Annotated in this window: 21 protein-coding genes; 8 read left to right on the top strand and 13 right to left on the bottom strand. The window is 65.8% G+C overall.

Features of this window, described 5'->3' with window-relative positions:
• Nucleotides 1-123 precede the first annotated feature (123 nt).
• Together QX070_RS13485 and QX070_RS13480 are read left to right on the top strand one after the other, a co-directional pair.
• Nucleotides 124-669 carry a response regulator gene (locus QX070_RS13485; protein ID WP_172107934.1) on the top strand — a complete coding sequence of 182 codons (546 nt, stop codon included), beginning with the start codon at nucleotides 124-126 and terminating at the stop codon, nucleotides 667-669.
• A gap of 124 nt (nucleotides 670-793) precedes the next feature.
• Complete coding sequence (locus QX070_RS13480; protein WP_315737523.1) at nucleotides 794-1378, top strand: Hpt domain-containing protein; 585 nt, start codon at nucleotides 794-796, stop codon at nucleotides 1376-1378.
• Between the two features lie 170 nt (nucleotides 1379-1548).
• Here the strand turns inward: QX070_RS13480 and QX070_RS13475 are convergent, their stop codons facing one another.
• The 4 genes from QX070_RS13475 to folE form a co-directional block, all read right to left on the bottom strand.
• Nucleotides 1549-2724, bottom strand: coding sequence for a DUF2336 domain-containing protein (locus tag QX070_RS13475; RefSeq protein ID WP_315737522.1), 1176 nt, complete (start codon nucleotides 2722-2724; stop codon nucleotides 1549-1551).
• A gap of 290 nt (nucleotides 2725-3014) precedes the next feature.
• Complete coding sequence (locus QX070_RS13470; protein ID WP_315737521.1) at nucleotides 3015-4046, bottom strand: lytic transglycosylase domain-containing protein; 1032 nt, start codon at nucleotides 4044-4046, stop codon at nucleotides 3015-3017.
• 149 nt (nucleotides 4047-4195) lie between these two features.
• Entirely contained in the window at nucleotides 4196-4624 is a 429-nt protein-coding gene (gene hisI / locus QX070_RS13465; protein WP_315737520.1) for a phosphoribosyl-AMP cyclohydrolase, read from the bottom strand.
• Nucleotides 4625-4653: 29 nt separating this feature from the next.
• On the bottom strand, nucleotides 4654-5361 hold the full coding sequence (gene folE, locus QX070_RS13460) for a GTP cyclohydrolase I FolE (protein ID WP_315737519.1): 708 nt from the start codon (nucleotides 5359-5361) through the stop codon (nucleotides 4654-4656).
• 227 nt (nucleotides 5362-5588) lie between these two features.
• Between folE and QX070_RS13455 the strand changes: the two genes are divergently transcribed.
• Nucleotides 5589-6050 carry an iron-sulfur cluster assembly scaffold protein gene (locus QX070_RS13455; RefSeq protein ID WP_315737518.1) on the top strand — a complete coding sequence of 154 codons (462 nt, stop codon included), beginning with the start codon at nucleotides 5589-5591 and terminating at the stop codon, nucleotides 6048-6050.
• Between the two features lie 135 nt (nucleotides 6051-6185).
• Here QX070_RS13455 and QX070_RS13450 read toward each other — a convergent pair whose 3' ends face one another.
• Entirely contained in the window at nucleotides 6186-7085 is a 900-nt protein-coding gene (locus tag QX070_RS13450; RefSeq protein WP_315737517.1) for a hypothetical protein, read from the bottom strand.
• A gap of 262 nt (nucleotides 7086-7347) precedes the next feature.
• On the opposite strand from QX070_RS13450, the gene yidD reads away from it, so the two are divergent.
• Entirely contained in the window at nucleotides 7348-7698 is a 351-nt protein-coding gene (gene yidD, locus QX070_RS13445; protein WP_315737516.1) for a membrane protein insertion efficiency factor YidD, read from the top strand.
• Nucleotides 7699-7862: 164 nt separating this feature from the next.
• Nucleotides 7863-8075, top strand: a complete 213-nt coding sequence (locus tag QX070_RS13440; protein WP_315737515.1) for a hypothetical protein — start codon at nucleotides 7863-7865, stop codon at nucleotides 8073-8075.
• A 10-nt stretch (nucleotides 8076-8085) separates the two neighbouring features.
• On the opposite strand, the gene QX070_RS13435 is transcribed toward QX070_RS13440, so the two are convergent.
• Complete coding sequence (locus tag QX070_RS13435; protein WP_409998841.1) at nucleotides 8086-9324, bottom strand: hypothetical protein; 1239 nt, start codon at nucleotides 9322-9324, stop codon at nucleotides 8086-8088.
• A 1-nt stretch (nucleotide 9325) separates the two neighbouring features.
• A complete protein-coding gene (locus QX070_RS13430; RefSeq protein WP_315737728.1) occupies nucleotides 9326-10699 on the bottom strand; it encodes an APC family permease in 1374 nt (457 codons plus the stop codon).
• Between the two features lie 316 nt (nucleotides 10700-11015).
• On the opposite strand from QX070_RS13430, the gene QX070_RS13425 reads away from it, so the two are divergent.
• The gene (locus tag QX070_RS13425; protein WP_409998840.1) at nucleotides 11016-12251 is read left to right on the top strand and encodes an alpha/beta hydrolase; all 1236 of its coding nucleotides are present in this window, start codon (nucleotides 11016-11018) and stop codon (nucleotides 12249-12251) included.
• Between the two features lie 21 nt (nucleotides 12252-12272).
• On the opposite strand, the gene QX070_RS13420 is transcribed toward QX070_RS13425, so the two are convergent.
• The 3 genes from QX070_RS13420 to QX070_RS13410 all read right to left on the bottom strand — a co-directional run bounded on the left by QX070_RS13420 (nucleotide 12273) and on the right by QX070_RS13410 (nucleotide 15326).
• Complete coding sequence (locus QX070_RS13420; RefSeq protein WP_315737513.1) at nucleotides 12273-12623, bottom strand: hypothetical protein; 351 nt, start codon at nucleotides 12621-12623, stop codon at nucleotides 12273-12275.
• A gap of 147 nt (nucleotides 12624-12770) precedes the next feature.
• Nucleotides 12771-13946 carry an MFS transporter gene (locus QX070_RS13415; protein WP_315737512.1) on the bottom strand — a complete coding sequence of 392 codons (1176 nt, stop codon included), beginning with the start codon at nucleotides 13944-13946 and terminating at the stop codon, nucleotides 12771-12773.
• A 102-nt stretch (nucleotides 13947-14048) separates the two neighbouring features.
• Entirely contained in the window at nucleotides 14049-15326 is a 1278-nt protein-coding gene (locus QX070_RS13410) for a hypothetical protein (protein WP_315737511.1), read from the bottom strand.
• Between the two features lie 381 nt (nucleotides 15327-15707).
• On the opposite strand from QX070_RS13410, the gene thrS reads away from it, so the two are divergent.
• Nucleotides 15708-17774, top strand: a complete 2067-nt coding sequence (thrS, locus tag QX070_RS13405; RefSeq protein WP_315737510.1) for a threonine--tRNA ligase — start codon at nucleotides 15708-15710, stop codon at nucleotides 17772-17774.
• A 91-nt stretch (nucleotides 17775-17865) separates the two neighbouring features.
• On the opposite strand, the gene QX070_RS13400 is transcribed toward thrS, so the two are convergent.
• Complete coding sequence (locus QX070_RS13400; RefSeq protein ID WP_409999168.1) at nucleotides 17866-18768, bottom strand: hypothetical protein; 903 nt, start codon at nucleotides 18766-18768, stop codon at nucleotides 17866-17868.
• A gap of 322 nt (nucleotides 18769-19090) precedes the next feature.
• On the opposite strand from QX070_RS13400, the gene QX070_RS13395 reads away from it, so the two are divergent.
• Nucleotides 19091-19654, top strand: coding sequence for a nitroreductase (locus tag QX070_RS13395; protein WP_315737508.1), 564 nt, complete (start codon nucleotides 19091-19093; stop codon nucleotides 19652-19654).
• 109 nt (nucleotides 19655-19763) lie between these two features.
• Here the strand turns inward: QX070_RS13395 and QX070_RS13390 are convergent, their stop codons facing one another.
• Entirely contained in the window at nucleotides 19764-22238 is a 2475-nt protein-coding gene (locus QX070_RS13390; protein WP_315737507.1) for a putative bifunctional diguanylate cyclase/phosphodiesterase, read from the bottom strand.
• 923 nt (nucleotides 22239-23161) lie between these two features.
• Nucleotides 23162-23332 (bottom strand): RNA polymerase sigma factor region1.1 domain-containing protein, encoded by a 171-nt coding sequence (locus QX070_RS13385; protein WP_315737506.1) that lies wholly within the window; start codon nucleotides 23330-23332, stop codon nucleotides 23162-23164.
• Between the last annotated feature and the right edge of the window lie 40 nt (nucleotides 23333-23372).

Raw genomic sequence — 23372 nt, 5'->3', positions numbered from 1 at the left:
ATCGGGCGCTTTTCCGCGCCTTTTTCCTCCTTCGCCGCCCCGGGCAACGCTTTGTTAACCCGCGGCTCCGTATGGTTAATGCGGGTATACCGCCATCACCGGTGATCCTTTCAGGCCGGCCAAATGTACCGCATCGACTTCAACAAGCTGCGCTTTCTCGTCTGTGACGACAATCCGCACATGCGCCGCATCCTGCGCACGCTGCTGCATTCGTTCGGCGCCCGCGAGGTCAACGAGGCCGAGGACGGCGCGACCGCACTCGAGATGTATACTCATTTCTCCCCCGACATCGTCATCACCGACTGGGCGATGCCGATCTTCGACGGGCTCGAGCTTGCGCAGATGATCCGGCAGCCCGAAGCCAAGGGCAACCCCTACGCGCCGATCATCATGCTGACGGGACATTCGGAGAAGCGCCGCGTCACCGTCGCGCGCGATGCCGGAGTGACGGAATTCCTCGCCAAGCCGATCTCGGCGAAGGGACTGTATCAGCGCATCCTCAACGTGGTTGCCAATCCGCGTCCGTTCATCAAGACCAAGACCTACTTCGGTCCGGACCGGCGCCGCAACACCAACACCGCTTATATCGGGCCAGAGCGTCGGATCGGCGGCGAGGCCGAGATCTTCCAGCAACCGTCACTTCTGGATAAGGCGCGCTCCGCGGTTTAGGAGCGCGGCAGTGAGCCCGCGTTAACGCAATCCGGGGATCGACGCCCAGAGCGCCCAATTCCTCGGCTATGAATCGGGGCAATGAGTCGATTTGCGTTGGTCGGCATCATCAGGGGATATCGAGATGGCGAAAGACAAGGCCTCGGCGATCCAGGTCAAGACCTACACCTCGCATCACGTCATCACCCAGCCCAATCCGCTGAAGAAGGTGCTGCGCCGCGCCGAGGAGAAGGATCTCGACGATCCTATCGCGCGCGCGGAAGCCGCGCTTGCCGGGCTATCCGGCGAGTTCAAGTCGTGGATGGACACCGAGGCCGATCGCCTGACAAAGGCTTACGGTGCCGTTCTGAACAATGGCTTCGACGACGACGCCTGCGAGGAGATGTTCCGCGCCGCCCACGACATCAAGGGCGATGCCGCGACCTTCGGCTATCCCGCGGCCGCCGAGGTCGCCGACAGCCTGTGCCGGATCATCGAGCACGCGCCGGATCTCGAAAAGGTCCCCGTCGAGTTGTTCGAGCATCACGTCAACGCCATCCAGGCGATCGTGCATGACCATACGAAGTACCACAGCCCGACCGTCGCTGCCGAATTGAGCCGCCGGCTGCGCCGCGTCGCCGACGACTACCTGCTCCAGGTCAACCGCAACCGGCCGGAGCATCTCGAAGCGATCCTGGCGCCGAGCCTGGTGCCGAGCGATCAGCCGTAATCGGATGGCGATCACGTAGGGTGGGCAAAGCCGCCGCCGCAAAGCGGCGGCAGCGTGCCCACCATGGATCAGCAATCTCTCGGCAAGTCGGTGGGCACGGCGCCACCGCGCGCTCGAACGTGGCGATATCTGCGACGCGCCTTTGCCCACCCTACGGCAGCGGACGCGGCTCACGCCGCGATCAGTCCGAACTCCAGCCCGGCCACGAAATCCTCCGCCATCACCTCGTCGCAGAACTCGCGGGCCTCGTCGCGGGCGGATTCGGTGGCGAAGCGGCGCAGCAGGATCAGCAACGGCTCGGCGGCATCACGGTCGGTGGCGCAATGGGTGAGCACGCGCTCCACCATCTTGCGGCGCAGGATCGCTGCTCCGCTCAAGGTGTCGGCAAATCCGTTCTCGCGGCAGACTTCGAGCGCGATGCTGAAGGCCTCGAAGGTGGTGTCGGGAATGCCCGCCTTGCGCAGCAGCCCCTGCAGGCTGGCGCGGCCGCGATCGTTGAGCAGCGCCGACACCCGGGCCCGCGGCATGTCGGCGAGCTCCGACAGCGCGATCTCGAACAATTCGACGTTGCCGGAGAGAAGTGCGCGCAGGATCAGGCCCGCGGTGAGTTGCGAGGTTGCACGCAGATGCTGGACCAGCCCGCGCAGCTCCTCGCCGCGCGACCGCGCCGCGATGGTAATGGTCGAGCGGTCGCGCGCCTCATTGGTGATGCGCCCTGCTTTGTCGGCACTGAGCCAATTCCTGGCGACGACGAACTGCGCCAGTGTCTCGGAGAGCTTGTCGACCAGCGCCGCCCGCGTCGCGGCCGGCAGGTCGTCCAGGACCAGCATCGCTTCGCGGATGGCGGCGAGATGGCCGTGGCGCTCGACGATGCGGTCCCAGGAGAACGGCGCTAGCTCGGCATAGGCGTTCTCGATCAGCTCGAGTGCGGCGGCGGCGCTTCCGACTTCGGCGATCGCGGCGCAGACCGGCGCCGGCAGGCCGACGCGGCGCGCGATCGCGCATTGTGTGTCGGAGTTGCCGGTCGCGACGATGTCGACGAGGTCGGCATCGATCAGCAGCGGCGAATGTTCGAGGATGATGGCGGCGACAGAAGCCTGGTCCGTGGCGAGCTCCTGGACGATGGCGGCCGGCGCCTCCTCCGAGCGGGCGAACACCTCCGCCATCGCCTGACGCACCAACGGCGACGGATCGTCCAGCAGCATGAGGAGCGCGCCCTCCGCGGCGCCGCGATCCTCATCGCAGAGATCCGACAACAACCACGCCCGCGCGAGCGCCCTGGTGGCCTCTGCCCGCTCACCGGCGGGTGCGGTTCTGACCCAACTGAGAAACTGCCGAACGATCATGGTCTTTCCGGCTTACGCAACTTGCAGACAAAGGCCACGAGGGCCTCAACAGCACCGAAAATAAACCACGACGCTTAACAAAGCGTTCACCATAAGTAGCTGGTTTTGTTGATGTTTTGTTAAGGAGGGAAATTAAAACTATATTATGCTACCTCTGAATGTCTCATTTGGCCGTAATCCAACGGGCGAAATGCGGCCGCCGCCGGCAGTGCAAGCCGTGGCGGAAGGTCGAAAATAGTTCTTTTTGATCAATGGTTCAGCGACGAGTGCGGACCGCCTTAGCCGGCACATCAGCCCGAAAAGGTGCCGTGGGGATCGCTGAACAGGTCGAGTCTGCGCTGGCCATTGCCGCCGCCATCGTTACCGCCGCCCTCCGACGAGGCCGCGCTAGCGACCGATGAGCGGCCCCACAATTCGCGCACTGTCGGCGAGACCGCCTGGCTCGACTGGCCGTCAACCTGGAATAGCGAGCGAAACATCGGGTCCGCCGGCCGGTTGGCGGCCGATGCGTCGGCCGTCGTCGAAGATGCGGCTTGCGACGAGCCGCGCGCATCCGGAAACATCGACAGGAAGGTGGCGGTGTCCGTCGTCGGCAGCGCACCACCGCCGGCCGCATTGGCCGCGACGTTCGCCGATGCCCCTCCATAAAGGGCGAGCGCCCCGCGCGTCGCCGAGGAGTTGGCGGCGCCGGCATAGCGCGTGTTCAGCACCGCATAGACCTGGGACACGCTGCGGGCTTGTCCGTCGCGATCGTAGAAGATCGGCCGGTTGGCCGCGGCGGCGCTGGGAAACATCCGCGCGGCCGACGCATTCGGCGTCTCCTGGGTGCTGGTGATCAGCTTCGCGGCGCCGCCGACACCCATGAAGTGCGCCATGTAGAGCTCGGCATCGGTCGGCCGACGGCCGATCTTGCCGGCGAGCTGGAAGCTGTTCGATTGCGTGAGCGCAGCGGCCATCGCGGACGACGCCTGCGGGTCGTCGCGCAGCTTCATGATCGCCTGCCGCATTCCGGGATCGCTGACCGTGTAGTCGCCGGACGATGTCCGGGTGATCGCGTCGGCATATTGGCCATAGCCGAGATCGGCGCCGGCTTCCTTCACGGTGCCGAGCCAAGTCTGGTCGATGAACTGGTAGAGCCCGCGCGCTGATGACGTCGAGGCGCCGGCGGTCGGATTGAAGTCCGACTCCATCTTGGCGGTCGACAACAGATATTCGAAGCTGGTGCCGACGCTGTCCGCGGCCTGCTTGATTGCGCCGGCGACCTTCGCCCGGACGCCATCGAGGAAACCGGTGGACGAGGAGTTGGATGCGTCGACCGACATGGGAAGACCCGCTGTTTGCAGATTCGCTGGCAGACGAACGCGCCGGAAACGTCCGGCAAAATGCGGCGGATATGGTTAATGGCGGGTTAATTCGCAGGGCCCGACCGGGCCAATGAACGACCGGGCACGTCAGGACGCAGGTCGCTGGCCTACTTGCGATAGACCTCGGCGGGATCGAACAGCCTGTCGGCATCGACGAACACGAGCCGCGCGCCACTGCCGTCATCCGATCGCTCGACCTTGCGATAGAAGCAGGAACGGCGGCCGGTGTGGCACGCCGCGCCGGCCTGCTCGACGCGCAGCCAGACCGCGTCCTGGTCGCAATCGGTGCGCATCTCGACCACGCGCTGGGTCTGGCCCGAGCTCTCACCCTTGCGCCACAACGCATTGCGCGAGCGGCTGAAATACCAGGCTTCGCCGGTCGCCACCGTCTTGCGCAGGGCCTCCTCGTTCATGTGGGCGACCATCAGCACGTCGCCGCTCACGGCATCGGTCGTCACACAGGTGACGAGGCCGGCCGCGTCGAACTTGGGCAGGAAGGCCAAGCCCTCCTCGCGCTCAACTGAGGATGAAGACACGAAACTCTCTGCTCAACGGGTTGGCAGGCTTACCGTTGCGGCGACCGCACCATGGACAGGAAGCGCGACTGCTCGGCCGGATTGTCCCTGAACATGCCGGTGAAGCGGCTGGTGAAGGTGATGGCGCCGTGCTTGGCGACGCCCCGCACCGACATGCAGGTGTGCTCGGCCTCGATCATGACGGCGACGCCGCGCGGCTTCAGCACCTCGTCGATCGCGGCCGCGATCTGGGCGGTGAGATGCTCCTGGGTCTGCAGGCGGCGGGCGAAGATGTCGGTCAGGCGCGCCAGCTTGGACAGGCCGACCACCCGCTCGACCGGCGTATAGGCGATATGCGCGCGACCGTAGAAGGGCATCATGTGATGCTCGCATTGCGACGTGAACTCGATGTCGCGAATCAGCACGAAGTCGTCGTAGCCGGCGGTCTCGCCGAAGGTGCGGTCGAGCACCTCGGCCGGGCACTGGTGATAGCCCTGGTACAGCTCGTCATAGGCCTCGACGACCCGGCGCGGCGTATCGACCAGCCCCTCGCGGGTCGGATCCTCGCCGATGTAATTCAACAGCGTATAGACTGCGGCCTCGGCCTCGGCCCGCGACGGCCTGGCACGGTCGGGCCGCACGGCGGCAGCGAGAAACTCGGCGGGATCGAGCTCTGCAGCGCGAGCGTCAGTCAGCTTGGCGTCTAACGGCTTGCCCTCGGGCTTGTTCGCACGCAACGTCTTGATCAAAGTGTCCATCTCAACTCCGTTCGACCGGTCGGCGGTCCGACCGGAGTGTCACCGGCACAGCATCACCTTGAGGGCGTCACCTGCAGAGGTGCCACACGCAGGCTTGGCGCCTCTCGCGCCGGACGCCTGTGGATGTGGCTGGAATTCCTGCCAATCGTTTCCATATACTCGCAATATAGGGCGATGAAACCCGGCCGCCAAGGCCGCCACGCCGGTAATTCCGGGACGTCAGGCACATGCTGAACGACATCTACAACAAGCGCATCATCGAGCTCGCCGGCAACATTCCGCGGCTCGGACGGCTGGACCACCCGGACGCCACTGCCACCGCCCATTCCAAGCTGTGCGGCTCGACCGTCAAGGTCGACCTCAAGATGGACGGGCCCGTGGTGACCGACTTCGCCCATGACGTGAAGGCCTGCGCCCTCGGCCAGGCCTCCTCCTCGATCATGGCCCGCCACGTCGTCGGTTCCAGCGCCGCGGAGCTGCGCGAGCTGCGGGAGACGGTCCGGAGGATGCTGAAGGAGAACGGTGCGCCGCCGGAGGGCAAATGGGCCGACATTGCCCTGCTTGAGCCGGTGCGAGACTACAAGGCCCGCCACGCCTCCACGATGCTGACGTTCGACGCCGTGGTGGATGCCATCGGCCAGATCGAGGCCAAGACCAACGGCGAGCAGCCGACCGCGGCTCAGGGCTGAGGCGGCACCGCTTCCCACCCGTGCGTGCAGACTGACAGATCCATAGCCCGCATGAGCGCACCGGCATGCGGGAGCGGTCGTCGGCAAGCTCATGATTGGACGCGGAGGTCCGGCTCGCCCCGGCGACGTCGATGCCTATTGCTGCGGCGTCGTGGCGACCGTCGCTGGCGGCAGAGCCTCGGCGGTACGCGACAGTTGCCCCTTGTCGCGGTCCAGCGCCACGGAGAAGCGGTCCTGCTGCTTGTCCTTGGCCTGCGGCTTCGGTGCGAGCTCGGCGACCGGCACGGCCCCCTTCGGCGGCAGCACCTCGGCAACCAGATCCGTGGTCACGACGTTGGTGAGCCGCAGCTCGGCGCGTGACAGCTCATGCAGGTCCTCCCAGGGCGGCACGTTCAGCGCCAGCGACAGCAGATCGCCCGCTCCGCCCATCTCGAAGGTGTATTTGGCGAGACGCCCGATGTCGCGCTCGACGATCATCAGGTCCTGCGCCGTATAGCTCGCCGCCTTGGCGTCGTCGGCGCGGTCTCCCATCCAGATCTGGTGAACGCGGACATGGGCCGTGTCCGGAACATAACGCGTGGTTCCAGCCAGCAGCAGGAACACGCACATCGACTCGCAATAGGCCTCGGGCATGACGCGCGGCCGGTCACCCGCGCGGCTCGGACGCTGGGTCATGCCGACGGTGGTGCGCATCTTCAGCCCACGGAACCGGCGGCCCAAGGTGATGGCGTCGTTGACCGAGCCGCCGCTGGAGTCGAGCACCAGGGTGGCCCCCGTCAGGTCGCGATCCCTCGCGAAATCCTCGAAATCCTTCGGCGTATCGCCGGTGACGATCCCGACTGCACTGACCCAGCCGCAATTCGGCTCGCAGGCGACCCAACCGAACCGCATCGGGAGTTTGCGCTCTTCGAGCGCGCCGCCGGCGCGCGCCGTGTTTGACATGATGGTGATCGCGCTACCGACCACCACACCAAGCGCTGCAACACCAAGTAGCATCCAGCGCAATTCACGCGACCGCAGCAATCTCACGCGCAATCCGTCCCCCTCGTCAAGCTCGGTACGCAGTTCCTCGGTTTTCTCGCGGAAAGACCTGACAACCTGGCCTCAAATCCGTTATTAGTCTGTCACATCCTTGTCGGGAAACGTATCCGGGCAATCACCGACCGTCCAGCTGCGGCGTGCTGCGGCGCCGCTGAAAACCGGCCATTGTTGCATCACATCACCACAAATGAACGCGAGCCGGGTTCCCTGCCGAGGAACCGGTCAAAAGTTCGCACATCCATCTGGCATCGCGCTCATGAAGCACTCATGCTCTGACATCGGCTGCCATTCTGCGCACATCGGGTCGCTGCTGGCCCGACTCCCGCGGCGCGCTGCTCACGCGCTGATCTGGCTGTACCGCCACACATTGTCGCCGCTGGTCGGCTACAATTGTCGGCACCTGCCGACCTGCTCGGTCTATGCCGATGAGGCCATCGAACGCTTCGGACTCTGGGCGGGCGGGTGGATGACGCTCGCCCGTCTGCTGCGCTGCCAGCCCTTTGGCACCTCGGGCATCGACAACGTCCCAACAACGGCTCCCACAGGCGCTCACTGGTATCTGCCTTGGCGCTACGCGCGATGGCGCGGCGTCAACGGCCCGGGCTGATGTGCAGCGCAACAGACGTCGCGCTCGTCAATTGATCTGCAGCACATGGCCCTGGCGAAATCTCGGGCTACGATTATCCTTACGTCACGAGCCGGCGCTCCCATCAGGAACCGCGCTGCCTCGACCTGCATTGATGTGATGCTTCCTTCGGGAGGAAAACAACGATGCGCTGGACAATCAGCCCCAGAAGCAACCGTTCCCGCAAGAGCATCGGTCCAGATCAGGCCGGCCACCACGACGCACGCCAGGTGGATCTACTCTGCATCATCGCTTTGTTGATCGTCATTGTCGGTGCCTGGCGCTATCTTGCCGACAGCACCGCCCTGCCCCCGCCGACGACGTCCTACATCGTGCCCAGCCAGAGCGTGCACTGGTGATATTCACCCCCTACCATCTCGGCCAGAAGATGAAATCGTCGCGCCGCGGCGGCGGATAGAGAGGAACCGGCTCCAGCGGCCGCGGCACGCGCCGGGCGCGCGGCGGTGGCTGGTAATCCGTTTCTGCAGGGGCGCTCGCTTCGGCCGAGACCGTCGCGTCGGCCGGAGGCGATCTCACCGCGAGCAGGACATTCGATTCACGCGTGCGCCAACGATAGCCGATCCCGAATTCCAGCGGCTGCGCACGCTCGAACAGCCTCGCATAGCTCCTCTGGTACATGTCTGGGAATTTGTCGATCGGCCCCGCATAGCGCCCGAACGGCAGGAAACGCCAGGCCAGCGCCTCATAGCTCGCGAGCGGGATGCCGGAATCGTCCTGGATGACGGTGGCGCTGTTCTTCAGCAGCCAGCTGCGGACCCGTGCGAAGCCGTTCTCATGCAACAGATAAGACGCGCTCTTCAGGAGACTGTCGCCCGGCCCCAGCGGCTCGCAGAACTTGAACAACCCGCTGGCCTTCACGCCGGAATCGGAGAGATCAGCGGAGAAGTAGTAGAGCGTCTTCGCGACCCCGTCGGCGCCGGCAAACAGGATGCGCGCGCCCTTGGTCGCATTGCGCGTCGGCGGCTCGTTGTTTCCGTGCAATCCGCCATTCTCGTCCAACCAGATCAGACTGGCCTCGCGGATCGTCTTGCCGGTGCGCGCCAGGAAGACGTAGAGAATTGGCAAGGTCCCTTCGAGTTCGCCTTCGCGCAAGTCGACCTTCATGTCCTTGGTGATAAAGAAGGAGAAACTCAGGATCGATTGCAACGAGCGTTCGACATAGGACAGCGCCGGGCCGATGCTGCCTCGGGGCAATCTGGTCAGGTCCGGGATCGGGCCGGTCGGCTCGAGCGCCACCAGGACATAGGTCGTTGCCTTCGGATGAAAGGCATCGGCATAGAGAAAATCCGGCCCCGAGAAGAAATAGAACATCGCCGGCCGCGGCGCGGCCAGATTGGCATCCGCCCAGGCCCTGATCTTCGACAATTGTCGCTGCTCGAGCTGATTGAAGGCGTTGTCGAAGAACGCCGCGTGCCGCCGCCATGCCGGATCCTGCACGAAGGGCACGAGCGGCGAGCCCGCCGCTGGCGCCATGCCCGCCAGCACCCGCGCCGTATCGTCCGGCGTGATGGTCTGAGCTCGAGCCTCGAAGCTCATGGCAAGGATCAGACATGCGACGGCGAACCAGACTCTCGAGGCCAACAGCATTTCAATCCGAACCCGATGCGAGCGTTGCGGTGATACGGCGCGATCGCGCGTGAGCGAGCCAATAGATCAGCAATCCCGACGCCATTGCGCCTGCGCCGAGCCCTGCCTGCAACGGCCGCGTCGCGACGAGATAGTACATCATGAAGAAGGTCACGCTGAGGAAGATCAACGGCGTGACCGGATAGCCCCAGGCGCGGTAGGGTCGCGTGAGTTCGGGCTGCGCGATGCGCAGCTTGAACAGTCCGAGCACAGCGAGAAACGAGCAGGACAAGAGCGAGAACTGGACGAGATCCAGCACCGCCTCGAAGCTCTCCGTGAACAGCATCAGGGTGGCCACCGTGAGCTGGAACAGGACGGCATATGCCGGCGCCCCGTTGCGCGAGCGCCGCGCGAACACCGACAGCGCCGGAATGTCCTCGCCCATTGTCATCAGCACGCGCGGGCCGATCCACATCATCGCGGCAATGGAAGGAACCAGTCCGATGCAGATCATCGCGGCCACGAAGCGCCCGCCGGTCTCGCCGAAGATATGACTGCCCGCGATGCTCGCGACCTGGAGTTGGCCCGCGAGCGCGTCCATCGGTGCGGCTCGCAGGAAAACCGCGTTGAGCGCGATGTAGAGCACCAGAACGATCACCGTGCCCAACAGCAGCGCGCGCGGCAAGGTCCGCTCCGGCGCATGCAACTCGCCGATGATGTAGGTCGCCGCGTTCCAGCCGGAGAACGCGTACATCACGAACACCAGTCCGGTCGCGAACGCCGCGCTCGTCACGTGACCGACATCGGTCACGGTTGGCAGGAACGTCACCGGTTGCGGGGTGGCGATGGTGTAGCCGGCGATCAGGAAGGCGGTGATGAGCCCGAGCTTCAGCACGGTCGACAACAGCTGGAAACGGCTCGACTGCCTGATGCCGCCGAGTTGCACTGCTGTCACGAGCCAGACAGCGCCGGTGGCGAGCAGCAGCGGCGGAGCGCCCGGGATGACGGCACGACCATATTCTCCGAACGCCATGGCCGCGAGCGCCACCGGCGCCGCGAAGCCCACCGTCGCCGAGACCCACCCGGCCATGAAGCCGATCGCCGGGTGGAACGCCCGCGTGAGAAAATTGTACTCGCCGCTCGAGCGCGGAAACATCGTGCCGAGTTCGGCATAGGACAGTGCCCCGCAGATCGACACCAATCCCCCGACCGCCCACAGCACCAGAATGGAGAAGCCCGACGGGATGTCCCGGACTTGGAAGCCGAGGCTGGTGAAGACGCCGACCCCGATCATGTCGGCGATGACGATAGCAGTCGCGACCGGAAGCGACACAGATGGAACCCGGTCGCCGTCTGTCCGGCCCCGGCCGGGATCGTCCGCCTCGGATGCAGCCATCTCGTCGAAGGACGCCCGGCGCCCCTTCCTCTGCTTCAGCCCAGGTTCCCGCCGAAGCATTCAAACATCGTTAACGGGCGTTAAATATGACCTTCATCAAGGGTATTTATGAACCGATTTCGGACAGGCTGGGCTGCGACATTGCATTGGGCCGCCAGGCGTCCCACAATCGCGACACGTTCGCGTGGTGTGTCCCGGTGCGCCCGGGGTTGGCCGGACACGATCCTTAACGCGACCTCAATTTCGGCGGCGCAGGTTGAACGAGATCCGCTGGTTGAAGAGCCGTGTTGCGGCTCGAACTCGTCTTTGGGGACGGATGATCGGGGAAGACCATAACGTCTTGAGGTCTGTGCGCAGAGGTTGGTGCCTCTGGTGGCGCGCGGCTTTGGCGCTGGCGATCTGCCTTTCGTTCACGCATTGCGGCAAGGCCCCCAATCCCGAGGCGTTGGCCGCCAACGCGTCGACGGCCCAGGGGCTGACCTTCGACGATCGTTTTCCGGCACCTGAATTCAGCGACCGTTTCCCGTCCGCGCAGGAGAGTTTTCGGCTTCACACGCCCTCCGACTTCGCCCCGAAGCCGGCGCCCTCTCAGATCGCATCGCTGGAGCCGCAGCGGCCGGGACGGCCGCAGCGTGAGGAACTGACGACCCTCATCAGCATGAAGTCGTCGGCCTTTCCCTATTTCGGCAACAATCCGGCGTCCGACGCACCGTTCCTGAACGTCAGCAGCGGTGAGCGCCGCGGCCACCGCAGCTTCTCCGGCCGCGTCTACTGGCAGGACCAGACCTACAACGACAGCCGTGTGCTGGTGCACGTCCCCGAACAATTCGATGTGCGCAAGCCGGGCGTGATCGTCGTGTTCTTCCATGGAAACGGCGCCACGCTGGAGCGCGACGTGCGCGACCGCCAGTTGGTGCCGCAGCAGATCACCGCGGCCGGCGTCAACGCGGTGCTGCTCGCGCCGCAGATGGCCGTCGACGCCGCCGATTCGAGCGCCGGCAAGTTCTGGCAGCCCGGCGGCTTCAAGCGCTTCATGGACGAGGCCGCGGCCAGCCTCGCCCGCCTGACCGGCGATCCGGCAAGCGCGAAGACTTTCGCCGGCATGCCCATCGTAATCGTCGGCTACAGCGGCGGCTTCCTCCCCACGGCATGGAGCCTCGAGGTCGGCGGCATCAGCGACCGCGTGCGCGGCGTCGTGCTGCTCGATGCGGTCTACGGCCAGCTCGACAAGTTCGCCAACTGGATCGAGCGCAGCCGCTCCGGCTTTTTCATCAGCTCCTACACGCGCTATACCGCGCGGCATGATCAGGAACTGATGGCGATGCTGCGCAATCGCGGCATCGAAGTCTCCGAAGACATGGACCGGCCGCTGCGCCCGGGCAGCGTCGTCTTCGTCGAGACCGACGAGGGCATCACCCATCGCGACTACGTCACGCAGGCCTGGACTCGCAACCCGATCAAGGATGTGCTGGTCAAGATGGCGGCCGCCCAGCCGCCGATCCGGATTGCGGCCGGAGCCCAGGACATGTCGAACCGCGTGTCGAGCCGCTGAGAGAGCGGCCGCCGCAACGCCTCAGGACTTCGGCAGCTTCTCGACGAAGCCGTTGAAGCAGGCGAGCCGCTCGTCCTCTTCCTTGGTGAACTTGCAGTCGCCGACCGCCTTGGCCTTCATCGCCTTCGGCTTGGCGGCTGGCGGAATGACGGCGTCGTAGCAGTTCAGGCGCTCCTTGGTTCCGTCATCGATCTCCAGGCAGGCCTGGAGCTTGGCGGCCGCCGATTGCGGCTTGGCCGGCGCTGCGGCGGCGGTCTTCGTCCCCTTCGGCTTGACCTGCACCAGCGGTCGGTCACCGACCATCGGCGCGCTCTGGGCCAGCGCAGGGGTGCACAGCAGCACTGCAGCCAGGCTCAACATCATCTTCTTCATGCCATATCTCTCTCATCCGACCCGTGGGCACGCGAGGACGTCCGTCGATGCTACTCGCCGGCCGTGGCAGAATCCACGCCCCAGCAGCCCCCACGACATCGGCCTTTAATCCGGTCGGGCCGGCTTTGCCAAGCGTCAACCCGCTGCTCAGGCCGGAACCGCGATCCGCGCGCGCTGGCGGCTGGCCAGGATTGCCAGCAATGCCAGGGTCAGGAACATCAGTGCGACGTAGCCGGCGGCGCCGAGCAGGTCGCGCGCGAACAGGCTGCCGCCGATCGCGGAGCCGATGGCTTGGCCGATATAGAGCACGGAGGTGTTGAGCGACACCGAAGCCGAGGCGAGCGGCGGCGCGGCTGCCACCAGCCGAACCTGCTGCATCGAATTGGTGGACGCAAACCCCAACCCCCAGATGGCGACCGCCACCGCCATGAGGCCGTAGGTGCCTGCCGCCAGCGTCCAGGCCGACACGCCGGCGAACATCAGGCAGGTGAACAAGAGCGACGTCCGGTAGGCTCCCCAGCCATCGACGATCCGGGTTGCGATGACGACGCCGAGAAAGCCGCAGGCGCCGTAGATCGCGAACACCAGGCCGATCTGGTTGGAGTCGGCGCCAGTCAGGCGCTTCAGCAGCGGTCCCATGAAGGTGAAGATCACGAACTGTCCCGACATCTGCAGGGTCGTGACCAGGAGCAGCAGGACCACCAGGCGGTTGCGGCCGAGTTCGGTCCAGGTCTTCAACGCGACCGGCGCGCCCTTCAGGCCGGATGGCAGGCGCCACGTCAGCAGCACGAAGCTGACCGCGCCGGCCGCACCGACCGCGAGATAGGCGGCTCGCCAACCGGAATGACTGCCGATGAAGGTGATCATGGGCAGCCCCACGGCGGCCGCCAGCGACCAGCCCAGGAAGACATAGGCGATGGTGCTGCCGCGTCTCTCGACCGGGCTGATCAGCGCCGCCGTTCCGGCGGCCTGCGGGGTATAGAGAGCGCCGACCGCGAGCATCACGAGGCGCAGCGCGAGCAGGCTCGCATAATCGGGCGCAAACGCCGAGCCGAGATTGCCGAGCGTGAGCACCAAGAGCGTCGCTGCGAGCAGACGGCGGCGGTCGAAGCGGCTCGTCAGCCAGGCGGTCAAGGGCGAGCAGATGCAGAGCACCACCGCGCCGAAGGTGATCAGGAGCCCCGCCGTCTGAACGCCGACAGCAAGATCCGAGGCGAGCTCCGGCAGCAGGCCGGCGGGCGCGAGCACCGAGCAGCCGGTGACGAGATTGCCGAGCATGAGCGCGGTCGGCGCAAAGCGCCCGGGAGCGGATGTGGATGTCATCGCGCCTCAATAGCAGAGAATTTCATGCATTTGCATGAAAATGTCTCATGCCGTCCATGACTTTCTCTCGTCCTGCCTCCTTCGTCCTGGCCGCCATTCTCGTCAGGGCGCGGGGACGGGCTGCGCCGCCGAGGCCTGCGGCGAGGGAATCTGCGTCCACGGAACCGGCGTCCCCGTCGGACGGACGGTGGCCTTGGACGGCGGGCAGCTCTCGGTCAGCATCTTCAGGGCAGATTGCAGGCCTTCGCTGCTCACCGGAAATGTCGAGACATTGCGACGCGCGACAGTCAACAGGGCATCGCTCAGCTCGGCCGACGGCATCAAGGCCAGCGTTTTCACCTGGCTTGCATTCAGGAACACGCCCCAGGTCTCGCGATCGCCCGACCGCCGGGGCGGCGAGAGGAAATTGAGCCGCAGATCTCCGCTCGCCATCGCCAGCGGACCTGGCGGCGAGCCGGACGGCGCGATGCGCTCGACGTCGAGCTCGAAGCGGTCCTGATCGAAGCAGACCATCTGCAAGCGCGTCGTCTGGAACGTGCTCTCACCGTCCTTGCGGGCGAGAATGGTCTTGTAGGCAATCCCACGGCTGGCGGTCTCGAACATCCAGGGACTTTCGACCCGCTGCCGCCTGTCGAGCGCAAACCGCGCAATCTCCTCCCGCGTCAGGATGCGCATGCTCTCGAACGGGACAGACCGCGCCACCGTCAGCAGACCGGGATCCGCGCCGAGCTTGGTGATGTAGTCGAGCACCATCTTGTCGGCCCGCGCCATCGCCTGCTGCATCGCCTGCGCCCGCATCTCGCGGGTCGGCACGCCGCCGGTGAAGTTCAGGATGACGCGCGGCGAATGCACCGCGAGCGTCGCATCCGCTGCGATGTCACGCGTGGGCGCGCCGAGCAGCAGGTAGGGACAGGCCGAATTGCACGTCGCCCCCCGCGTCCAGACCTCGCCATGCAGCTCGCGTCCGGACAGCTTCAGCTTGCTACAAGCTTCGCCCTCCTGAGGCTCGAAGCCGCACTCGCGCAAGGTGGTACGTCCCACCCGCACGGCGGCCTTGCGCTCGCGCAGCATGTCGCCGATGGCGAGCGCCTGCTGCAGATTGCCGCCTGGAGAATTGAAGTAGATCGGCAATCTGCGCTCGCCGATCTGCTTCATGAACTTGCGGAAGCGCGCGGCGGCGCCGCCGTCGATCTTGCCTTCGGCGGCGATCCAGCTGTCACAGCCATGTCCACAGGCGTCCGAGGAGCCCTTGACGAGCGCGAACGCAATCGGCGCCGAGCCATCTGCGATCCGCGGCGACGGGGCGCGGCGCGCGGCCGGCCTGGACTCCGTTGCAGGTCTGGCCGGGGGCCTAGGCTGCGCCGCCGGCTTCGGCTGCAAAGCCTTTTGCTGCGAAGGAGGCCTCGGCTGGATCATGGATCTGGACTGGTCCGCGGGCCTTGTTGCCGCCGGAACGGCCGCGAGCGACGACAGGCTCGACAGCACGCACATGATCAGTGCGGCCCCAACATGAATGCCGCCGCGCCGACAAACGGAGAGCGGCGCCTCCCCTGCAGACTCCATCGCCAAACGCGTCCCCACGCCCCGAACACTTGAAGTTGTATCATACCGGCCCGCGGCGGCAATCTCCGCATCGCCCCACCGGCCGCAATTGGGCGGTTTTCCCGTCCCTCTCCCGGTTGCAGCCTGAAAATCCCCTGCTATACCCCTTGCTCCCGCTTACCTGCGCTCGTTCGCAGGAGTGAGCTCAAGGAGTGACCCATGTCCGATCCGAAATCGCCTGATTCCAAGTCCGACCAGCAAAAGTCCAATTTCCAATACAGCCTCAGCAACCTGAAGCCCGCCACCCCGGTCGAGAAGATCACCATCAGCTTCCCAGACGGCGCCCGGCGTGAATATCCCAGGGGCACCACCGGTCTCGACATTGCCAAAGGCATCTCGCCCTCGCTCGCCAAGCGCACCGTCGCGATGGCGCTGAACGGCGACCTCGTCGACCTCGACGATCCCATCACCGAGGACGCCAAGCTCGAGCTCGTCGACCGCGACGACCCGCGCGCGCTGGAATTGATCCGGCACGATTGCGCGCACGTGCTCGCCGAGGCCGTGCAATCGCTGTGGCCGGGCACCCAGGTCACGATCGGTCCGGTGATCGAGAACGGCTTCTATTACGACTTCTTCCGCAACGAGCCGTTCACGCCCGAAGACTTCGCCGCGATCGAGAAGAAGATGCGCGAGATCATCGGCCGCGACAAACCCTTCACCAAGGAGGTGTGGGACCGCGAGAAGACCAAGCAGGTGTTCCGCGACAAGGGCGAGGCGTTCAAGGTCGAGCTGGTCGACGCCATTCCGGGCAACGAGCCGATCAAGATCTACTACCAGGGCGACTGGTTCGACCTGTGCCGTGGTCCGCACATGACCTCGACGGGGAAGATCGGCAACGCCTTCAAATTGATGAAGGTGGCGGGCGCGTATTGGCGCGGCGATTCCAACAACCCGATGCTGACCCGCATCTACGGCACCGCCTTCGCCAAGCAGGAGCAGCTCGACGCCTACCTCAAGCAGATCGAGGAGGCCGAGAAGCGCGACCACCGCAAGCTCGGCCGCGAGCTCGACCTGTTTCATTTCCAGGAGGAAGGTCCGGGCGTCGTGTTCTGGCATCCCAAAGGCTGGAGCATCTTCCAGGCGCTGATCGCCTATATGCGCCGGCGTCTCGCCGGCGAGTATGACGAGGTCAACGCGCCGCAGATCCTCGACAAGTCGCTGTGGGAGACCTCCGGTCACTGGAACTGGTATCGCGAGAACATGTTCGCAGCGCAGTCCGCCGGCGACGAGGCCGAGGACAAGCGCTGGTTCGCGCTCAAGCCGATGAACTGCCCGGGTCACGTGCAGATCTTCAAGCACGGCCTGAAGAGCTACCGCGACCTGCCGCTGCGGCTCGCCGAGTTCGGCGTCGTGCATCGCTACGAGGCCTCCGGCGCCATGCACGGCCTGATGCGCGTGCGCGGCTTCACCCAGGACGATGCGCATGTGTTCTGCACCGAGGACCAGCTCGCGGACGAGTGCCTGAAGATCAACGACCTGATCCTGTCGACCTACTCGGACTTCGGCTTCGAGGGCGAATTGACGGTGAAGCTCTCGACCCGGCCGGACAAGCGCGTCGGCACCGACGAGATGTGGGATCACGCCGAGCGCGTGATGGCGACCGTGCTGAACGAGATCAAGGCGCAGAGCAACCACATCCGCACCGAGATCAATCCGGGCGAAGGCGCGTTCTACGGGCCGAAGTTCGAGTATGTGCTGCGCGATGCCATCGGCCGCGACTGGCAGTGCGGCACCACGCAGGTCGACTTCAACCTGCCGGAGCGGTTCGGCGCGTTCTACATCGATGCCGACGGCGCCAAGAAGGCGCCGGTGATGGTCCACCGCGCCATCTGCGGCTCGATGGAGCGCTTCATCGGCATCTTGATCGAGCACTATGCCGGCAGCTTCCCGCTGTGGCTGGCGCCGACGCAGGTGGTCGTCACCACCATCACCTCGGAAGGCGACGAATACGCCAAGCAGGTGCTGGCGGCGTTGCGGCGCGCGGGTCTGCGGGCCGAGATCGACCTGCGCAACGAGAAGATCAACTACAAGGTCCGCGAGCACTCGCTGCAGAAGATCCCGGCGCTGCTCGTCGTGGGCAAGAAGGAGGCCGAGACGCATTCGGTCTCCGTCCGCCGGCTCGGCCGCGACGGCCAGACCGTGATGCCGACCGCGGAGGCGATCGCCGCCCTGGTCGACGAGGCGACGCCGCCCGACGTGCGGCGCCGTCAGCGCGAGGCGGCGTGAGCTGTCCCGGTTCGTAGCCCGCATGAGCGCAGCGACATGCGGGAACAGTTTCCCCGGGTGTCGCTTGCGCTCACCCGGGCTACGGGCGCTGCTATGCCGATAGGCTGGCCGCTGCATCCGTCGCACTCCCATCCCGGCCCGCCGCCTGCCGCGCCACCTCGGCGCATTCGGCCATGTAGAGGAACATCGTCGCGAGCATCCGCTCGATCGCCTCGCGTCCCCTTGGCAGGATGGTGATGGCGTCGGTGCCACGCACGAGCAGGCCCTTCTTCTCCGCATCCCGCAGCAAGGTCAGCACGTGCTTGCGTGACACCGAAAAACGCGTCGCCAGTCCATTGATGGAGAGCGGCACGGGACCATCGGGCGGGAACGGCTGGTCCGGCTCGCCCCCTTGGGCCAGGCTGAACAGGATCACCATGCCGGCGGTGCGCTCGGCAAACGGCTCCAGCTCCGGCGCGCCATCGAGCACCCGCACACCCGCGATGAAGCGGCGGCCGAGCTCGAGCACGAAGGTCTTCACGAAGGCCGGATCGTTCAGCGCCGCCCGATAGGCCACGGCGGCCGGCAGCACGGCGCTCATCGCGTCGAACTGCACGCCCCACCGCTCGCGATGCAGCGCGATGAGCTTGTCGGTCGGCACCAGCGGACGCCGGCGTCGGTCGAGATTGGAGGCGGACGCGACCAGCCCGGCCGCGCGCATCAGCGCCAGCATCGCCTCGCAGCGGCCGCGGCTGCACAGGCCGAGCCTGACGCACATCTCCTTCATGGCGCCGACGGTGAGGCCGAGCTCGCCATCGCGCTGCTCGGCGAAGTGCAGGTACAGCGCGACATGTGGAAACAGCGCCCGCGCCCGGTCGCTCAGCAGCGCATTGAGGATGCGATCGCCCCGGTAGAGCCTGACGGCAGCCTCGGTCGACGCCCGCATCGCCGCGGCGAAACCCGGCTCGCGGCGCAGCCGCACGACGGCATCAACTGAAGGTGTCAGCGCTGTCATTCCCACCGCAAGTCTGCTGCCCCGGCCGGCCGCGAGCTGCGGTCTCCAGCGTCATCTTTTTACCGATCCACCCAAATTTCCACAATTGCCACGGCCGAGGCTGGCGGCGGACCGATGGCCGCAGCCAACCAGGCCGGGACCGCCGTGTGAGGCGAGAGATTGCAGGATTCACGTCACGGCTGCACGGCAGCTTGAGCAGAGCGCGCGCCGCCTGCGGCTGCGGCAACACGCGGTAGAACCGATCAAAACGCTGTTCCGTGGTCTCGTTGCAGGCGAAGGCGCATGCTATCTGTCCCGCGTGCAACCAACGAGACATCACGACGTGACCGATGCGATTGAACTGCTGAAAACCCGCCGCTCCGTGAAGCCGCGCGAGATGAGCGGCCCCGGCCCCTCGCCCGCCGAGCTCGACACCATCCTGACCATCGGCGCCCGCGTGCCCGACCATGGCAAGCTCGCGCCGTGGCGCTTCATCGTGTTCGAGGGCGACGGCCGCCGCCGCGCCGGTGAGGTCATCGCGTCCGTCTTCGCCAAGAACAACCCGCAGGCCAGCGCGGCCGAGCTTGAGGTCGAGAAGAACCGCCTGATGGAGGCGCCGCTGGTGATCGGCCTCGTCAGCTTCACCCGGCCGCATCCCAAGGTGCCGGCCTATGAGCAGGAGCTCTCCGCCGGCGCCAGCGCGATGAACATCCTGACCGCCGCCACCGCGCTCGGCTATGGCGGCTGCTGGCTGTCCGGCTGGTTCATGTTCGATCGCGATGTGATGAACGGGCTCGGCCTGAAGCCGGAGGAGAAGCTCGCCGGGCTCATTCATATCGGCAAGCCGACCAAGCCGAACGAAGACCGCCCGCGGCCGGCGCTGGCGGAGATCGTGACGCGGTTCTGACAACGAAGCCCGCAGTCCGTAGCCCGCATGAGCGAAGCGACATGCGGGGGACGGTGTTCCCGGGGGCCGCTCCGCTCGCCCGGGCTACGCACTGCGCACTCGTCAACCATCACGCTGCCTTCGACGACCGCGCGCCGAATTGCGCCAGCAACCCCGCGATCTCCGATGCCGGCTTTGCGGCGCTGAACAGAAAGCCCTGGACCTGGTTGCAGCCTTCGGCGCGCAGCCAGTCGAGCTGATCCGATGTCTCGACGCCCTCGGCGGTGGTGATGATGTTGAGGCTCTTGCCGAGGCCGGAGATGGCCCGGACGATGGCGAGGCAGTCGGAGCGCTGCGCGAGGTCCTTCACGAAGGAGCGGTCGATCTTGATCTTGTCGAACGGGAAGCTGCGCAGATAGCTCAGGCTGGAATAGCCGGTGCCGAAATCGTCCATCGAGATGCGGATGCCGAGCTGGCGCAGCTGATGCAGCGTCGCCAGATTGGCCTCGGTCTCCGCGAGCAGGATCGACTCGGTGATCTCCAGCTCGAGCCGCTCCGGCGCCAGCGCCGACTGCGCCAGCGCCTGGACCACGACCTGCACCAGGTTGCGGCTGCGGAACTGCACGGCGGAGAGGTTCACCGCCACCTTGATGCCATCGGGCCATCGTGCCGCCTCGTGGCAGGCCTCGCGCAGCACCCATTCGCCGAGCGGCACGATCAGGCCAATGTCCTCAGCCACAGGGATGAAGTCGGCCGGCGAGATCATGCCCTTGTCGGGATGACGCCAGCGCAGCAGGCATTCGAAGGCAGAGATGGCGTTGGTCGCGACATCGACCAGCGGCTGGTAGTGCAGCTCGAACTCGCCATGCGCGAAGGCGCGGCGCAGATCGTGCTCCATGTCGCGCCGCTTCTGCGCCTGGCGGTCCATCTCCTTTTCGAAGAAGCGATGCACGCGGCCGCCGTCCTGCTTGGCGCGATACAGCGCCATGTCGGCGTTCTTCATCAGCTCCTCGCAGCTCGCGCCGTCGCCCGGCGACAGCGCGATGCCGATGGAGGCGCCGATCACGAGCTCATTGCCGTCGATGTCATAGGGCGCGCCGAGCGCCGCGATCAGGCGGGCGGCACATTCGCTCGCGTCGTTGACGCCACTGCTCTGGCTGATGATCACCGCGAACTCGTCGCCGCCGAGCCGCGCCGCCAGCTTGCCGCCATGCATCTGCTGCGTCAGGCGGCCGGCGACCGCCTGCAGCAGCCGGTCGCCCATCGGATGACCGAAGGAGTCGTTGACGGTCTTGAACAGGTCGAGGTCGATGCACATCACCGCGATGCGCCGGTCGGCCGCGCCGGCGCCGTCGAGCTCCTGCGTGAGGCGCTGCTGGAAGAACTCGCGGTTCGGCAGGCCGGTCAGCCCGTCATGGTGCGCCATGTAGGCGATGCGCGCCTCGGCGCGACGGCGCTCGGTGATATCGACGATCGCGACCAGCACGCCGTCCCGGCCGTCGAAGGTGATCTCTCGGCCGTAGGTCAGCACCTCGATCTCGCTGCCATCGGCCTTGCGATGGCGCCAGTCGCGATGAAACAAGTCACCGTCGGCAAGCCGCAACAGCGCGTCATCCAGGCTTTCCCATTCGCCCGGCGGCCAGAGATCCCAGACGTTCATGCAAAGGAGGTCCGCCCGGCCGTAGCCGTAGTGGCCGACCATCGCATCGTTGACATTGAGGATCTGCGCGGTCTTCGCGTCGAGAATGCACATCGGCACCGGATTGGCGTCGAACAGCAGCCGGAACGAGGCCTCGCGCCGCTTCAGCGCGGTCACGTCGGCAATGGTCAATGAGATGATGTCGCCGAAGGCGTGGGCGCCGAGCCTGAGACTGCGGGCTTCGCTGTCGAGCTCGAACTGGTCGCTTCGCCCCTGCGTGACAACGTCGAACAGCCGCGCCATCACCTCGGGCGTGCACAGCATGTTGCCGCCCTGCTTCAGGCGATGCCACTGCAGCGTCGCCGATGGCAGCCTGAGCAGCTCGGCCGCCGCGCGATTGTGATGGACGACCTGAAAATCGCAGGGCATGCCGACGCTGTCGCGGATGGTTGCGAGCGAGACCACGCCGTCATCCGTCGTCGAGAAGATCGCATCGAGCAGATTATATTGCGCGTCGCGCTCGTTGACGTAGGTCCCGACCAGCGTGCTGCCCCACCGCGAGTTGGTCGGCAGCGCCAGGACGTCATAGCTGCGAACCATGCCGTCGCGCACACAATGCGCATGGGCGAGATAGGGCTGGCCGCTGGCGAGCGCGCAGTTGGCGGCCTCCACCAGCACGGTGGCGCAATCCGGCGACACGGCCTCGACCGCGACGCCCCAGCGTTCGTCCTGCAGCCATTGCTGGACGTAGCGGCCGCTGCGCGAAATCTGCAGACCGCCGTCTTCGTTGTTGAGCACCGCGATATGATCGGCGAGACGGCCGAGGCTGCCCAGCATGACGTCCTCGTAGCGCGGCAGGCGCTGGCCCGGCTTCAACGCGGCCTGCCATTTGCGCCTGAGCACCGGGATGTCGTCAAACAGATCGCTGCTGATCGTCGTCAACGCCTTGGTCGTCGCGGCACTCATCATTCCCACTCAATCGCCACCCTGTCGGTCCCGGCGGTATCTGAAGCAGACGCGGCTTTAACGAGCTGTAAATGCATTGGCTTCGCGCGTGGCGCGCAGCGATTGTGACAGTTTTAAGTGGTTCCATGGTTATCGCGCATTAGCGACTGTGACAGCATCGCTTCACGTTCGTCGCCTATGTCGCAACGGCGAGGTCGATACCGATACGGCATAGATGCGGATGTGAACCTGCGATCTCGCGACAATATCGGCCCGAGTTTTGCTGATCGAACCGCCCTCTTCGAACAGAGGGCGCAGGGAGAGCCGGACCTCGACTGAGGTCCGTGGCCCGCCTGCGAAAAAAATGCAGGCGGCAGGTACCACGGGTCAGCCGGAAACCCGGCCCTCCCTGCGCGATGGCTGAACGGCTGCTTCGCGTTCTCCCTGGTGCGCCGGGCTTTCTGGCCACCATCCCCACGCGAAGCGAAGCCTCAACGTGAGTTGATATCAGCATCGGGATATCAGGACCGCGCGACTTGACCGTGCGTGGCGAATTGTTCGTCGGCGCGAGCAACCCGCGCTGCAATCCACCACGCCCACCGCTCCCCGCCTCGCGTCTCGTGACGACCGCGATACGCCCCTCATCTCGAGGCGGGATGCGCGGAAAGATCGACCTGATTTGCCCGACGACACAAGAACAAATAACTGCGACAAAGTAACCCGACGGGCAGATGTGGCACGACTTAGCGAGTCGTGTCGCGCACCACTGCTTCGACAATCACCGCTGTCGTCCCGGCCTTGAGCCGGGACCCATAGTCACCGGCCGCGGTGATGCGGGCCACTGACAGCGACGTCCCCCGATAGCATCCGCGGTATGGGTCCCGGCGTTCGCCGGGACGACACCCGTGGTCAGGCGCGCTCCTGCCAAAAACGCTGTTCTTGCATCACTCCTCCTCCAGACGGATGCCTGCGTCGCTCAGCGCCTGCATGATCCGCTCGATGTCCTCGGGTTCGACTGTGTTACCCGGGCAAAGTGCGTTCAGCTCGTCGAACGTGATCCAGCCCTTGCGCTCGCCGATCTCGATGGCCTGGCGGATGATGTGGCATATCTGCATGCGGCTCTCCCAGAGATTGGCTCTCATAGATAGCGGGGAG

This window comes from Bradyrhizobium sp. SZCCHNR1093, from assembly GCF_032381175.1.
GTDB lineage: Bacteria > Pseudomonadota > Alphaproteobacteria > Rhizobiales > Xanthobacteraceae > Bradyrhizobium.
This window is presented reverse-complemented; position numbering and strand designations above follow the sequence as displayed.

Excerpts from the sequence above, each read along its gene's own strand:
- QX070_RS13485 (WP_172107934.1), top strand. The coding sequence starts at position 124 with ATGTACCGCATCGACTTCAACAAGCTGCGCTTTCTCGTCTGTGACGAC.
- QX070_RS13480 (WP_315737523.1), top strand. The coding sequence starts at position 794 with ATGGCGAAAGACAAGGCCTCGGCGATCCAGGTCAAGACCTACACCTCG.
- QX070_RS13475 (WP_315737522.1), bottom strand. The coding sequence starts at position 2,724 with ATGATCGTTCGGCAGTTTCTCAGTTGGGTCAGAACCGCACCCGCCGGT.
- QX070_RS13470 (WP_315737521.1), bottom strand. The coding sequence starts at position 4,046 with ATGTCGGTCGACGCATCCAACTCCTCGTCCACCGGTTTCCTCGATGGC.
- folE (WP_315737519.1), bottom strand. The coding sequence starts at position 5,361 with ATGGACACTTTGATCAAGACGTTGCGTGCGAACAAGCCCGAGGGCAAG.
- QX070_RS13455 (WP_315737518.1), top strand. The coding sequence starts at position 5,589 with ATGCTGAACGACATCTACAACAAGCGCATCATCGAGCTCGCCGGCAAC.
- yidD (WP_315737516.1), top strand. The coding sequence starts at position 7,348 with ATGAAGCACTCATGCTCTGACATCGGCTGCCATTCTGCGCACATCGGG.
- QX070_RS13440 (WP_315737515.1), top strand. The coding sequence starts at position 7,863 with ATGCGCTGGACAATCAGCCCCAGAAGCAACCGTTCCCGCAAGAGCATC.
- QX070_RS13435 (WP_409998841.1), bottom strand. The coding sequence starts at position 9,324 with ATGCTGTTGGCCTCGAGAGTCTGGTTCGCCGTCGCATGTCTGATCCTT.
- QX070_RS13430 (WP_315737728.1), bottom strand. The coding sequence starts at position 10,699 with ATGGCTGCATCCGAGGCGGACGATCCCGGCCGGGGCCGGACAGACGGC.
- QX070_RS13425 (WP_409998840.1), top strand. The coding sequence starts at position 11,016 with ATGATCGGGGAAGACCATAACGTCTTGAGGTCTGTGCGCAGAGGTTGG.
- QX070_RS13420 (WP_315737513.1), bottom strand. The coding sequence starts at position 12,623 with ATGAAGAAGATGATGTTGAGCCTGGCTGCAGTGCTGCTGTGCACCCCT.
- QX070_RS13415 (WP_315737512.1), bottom strand. The coding sequence starts at position 13,946 with ATGACATCCACATCCGCTCCCGGGCGCTTTGCGCCGACCGCGCTCATG.
- thrS (WP_315737510.1), top strand. The coding sequence starts at position 15,708 with ATGTCCGATCCGAAATCGCCTGATTCCAAGTCCGACCAGCAAAAGTCC.
- QX070_RS13400 (WP_409999168.1), bottom strand. The coding sequence starts at position 18,768 with ATGACAGCGCTGACACCTTCAGTTGATGCCGTCGTGCGGCTGCGCCGC.
- QX070_RS13390 (WP_315737507.1), bottom strand. The coding sequence starts at position 22,238 with ATGAGTGCCGCGACGACCAAGGCGTTGACGACGATCAGCAGCGATCTG.
- QX070_RS13385 (WP_315737506.1), bottom strand. The coding sequence starts at position 23,332 with ATGCAGATATGCCACATCATCCGCCAGGCCATCGAGATCGGCGAGCGC.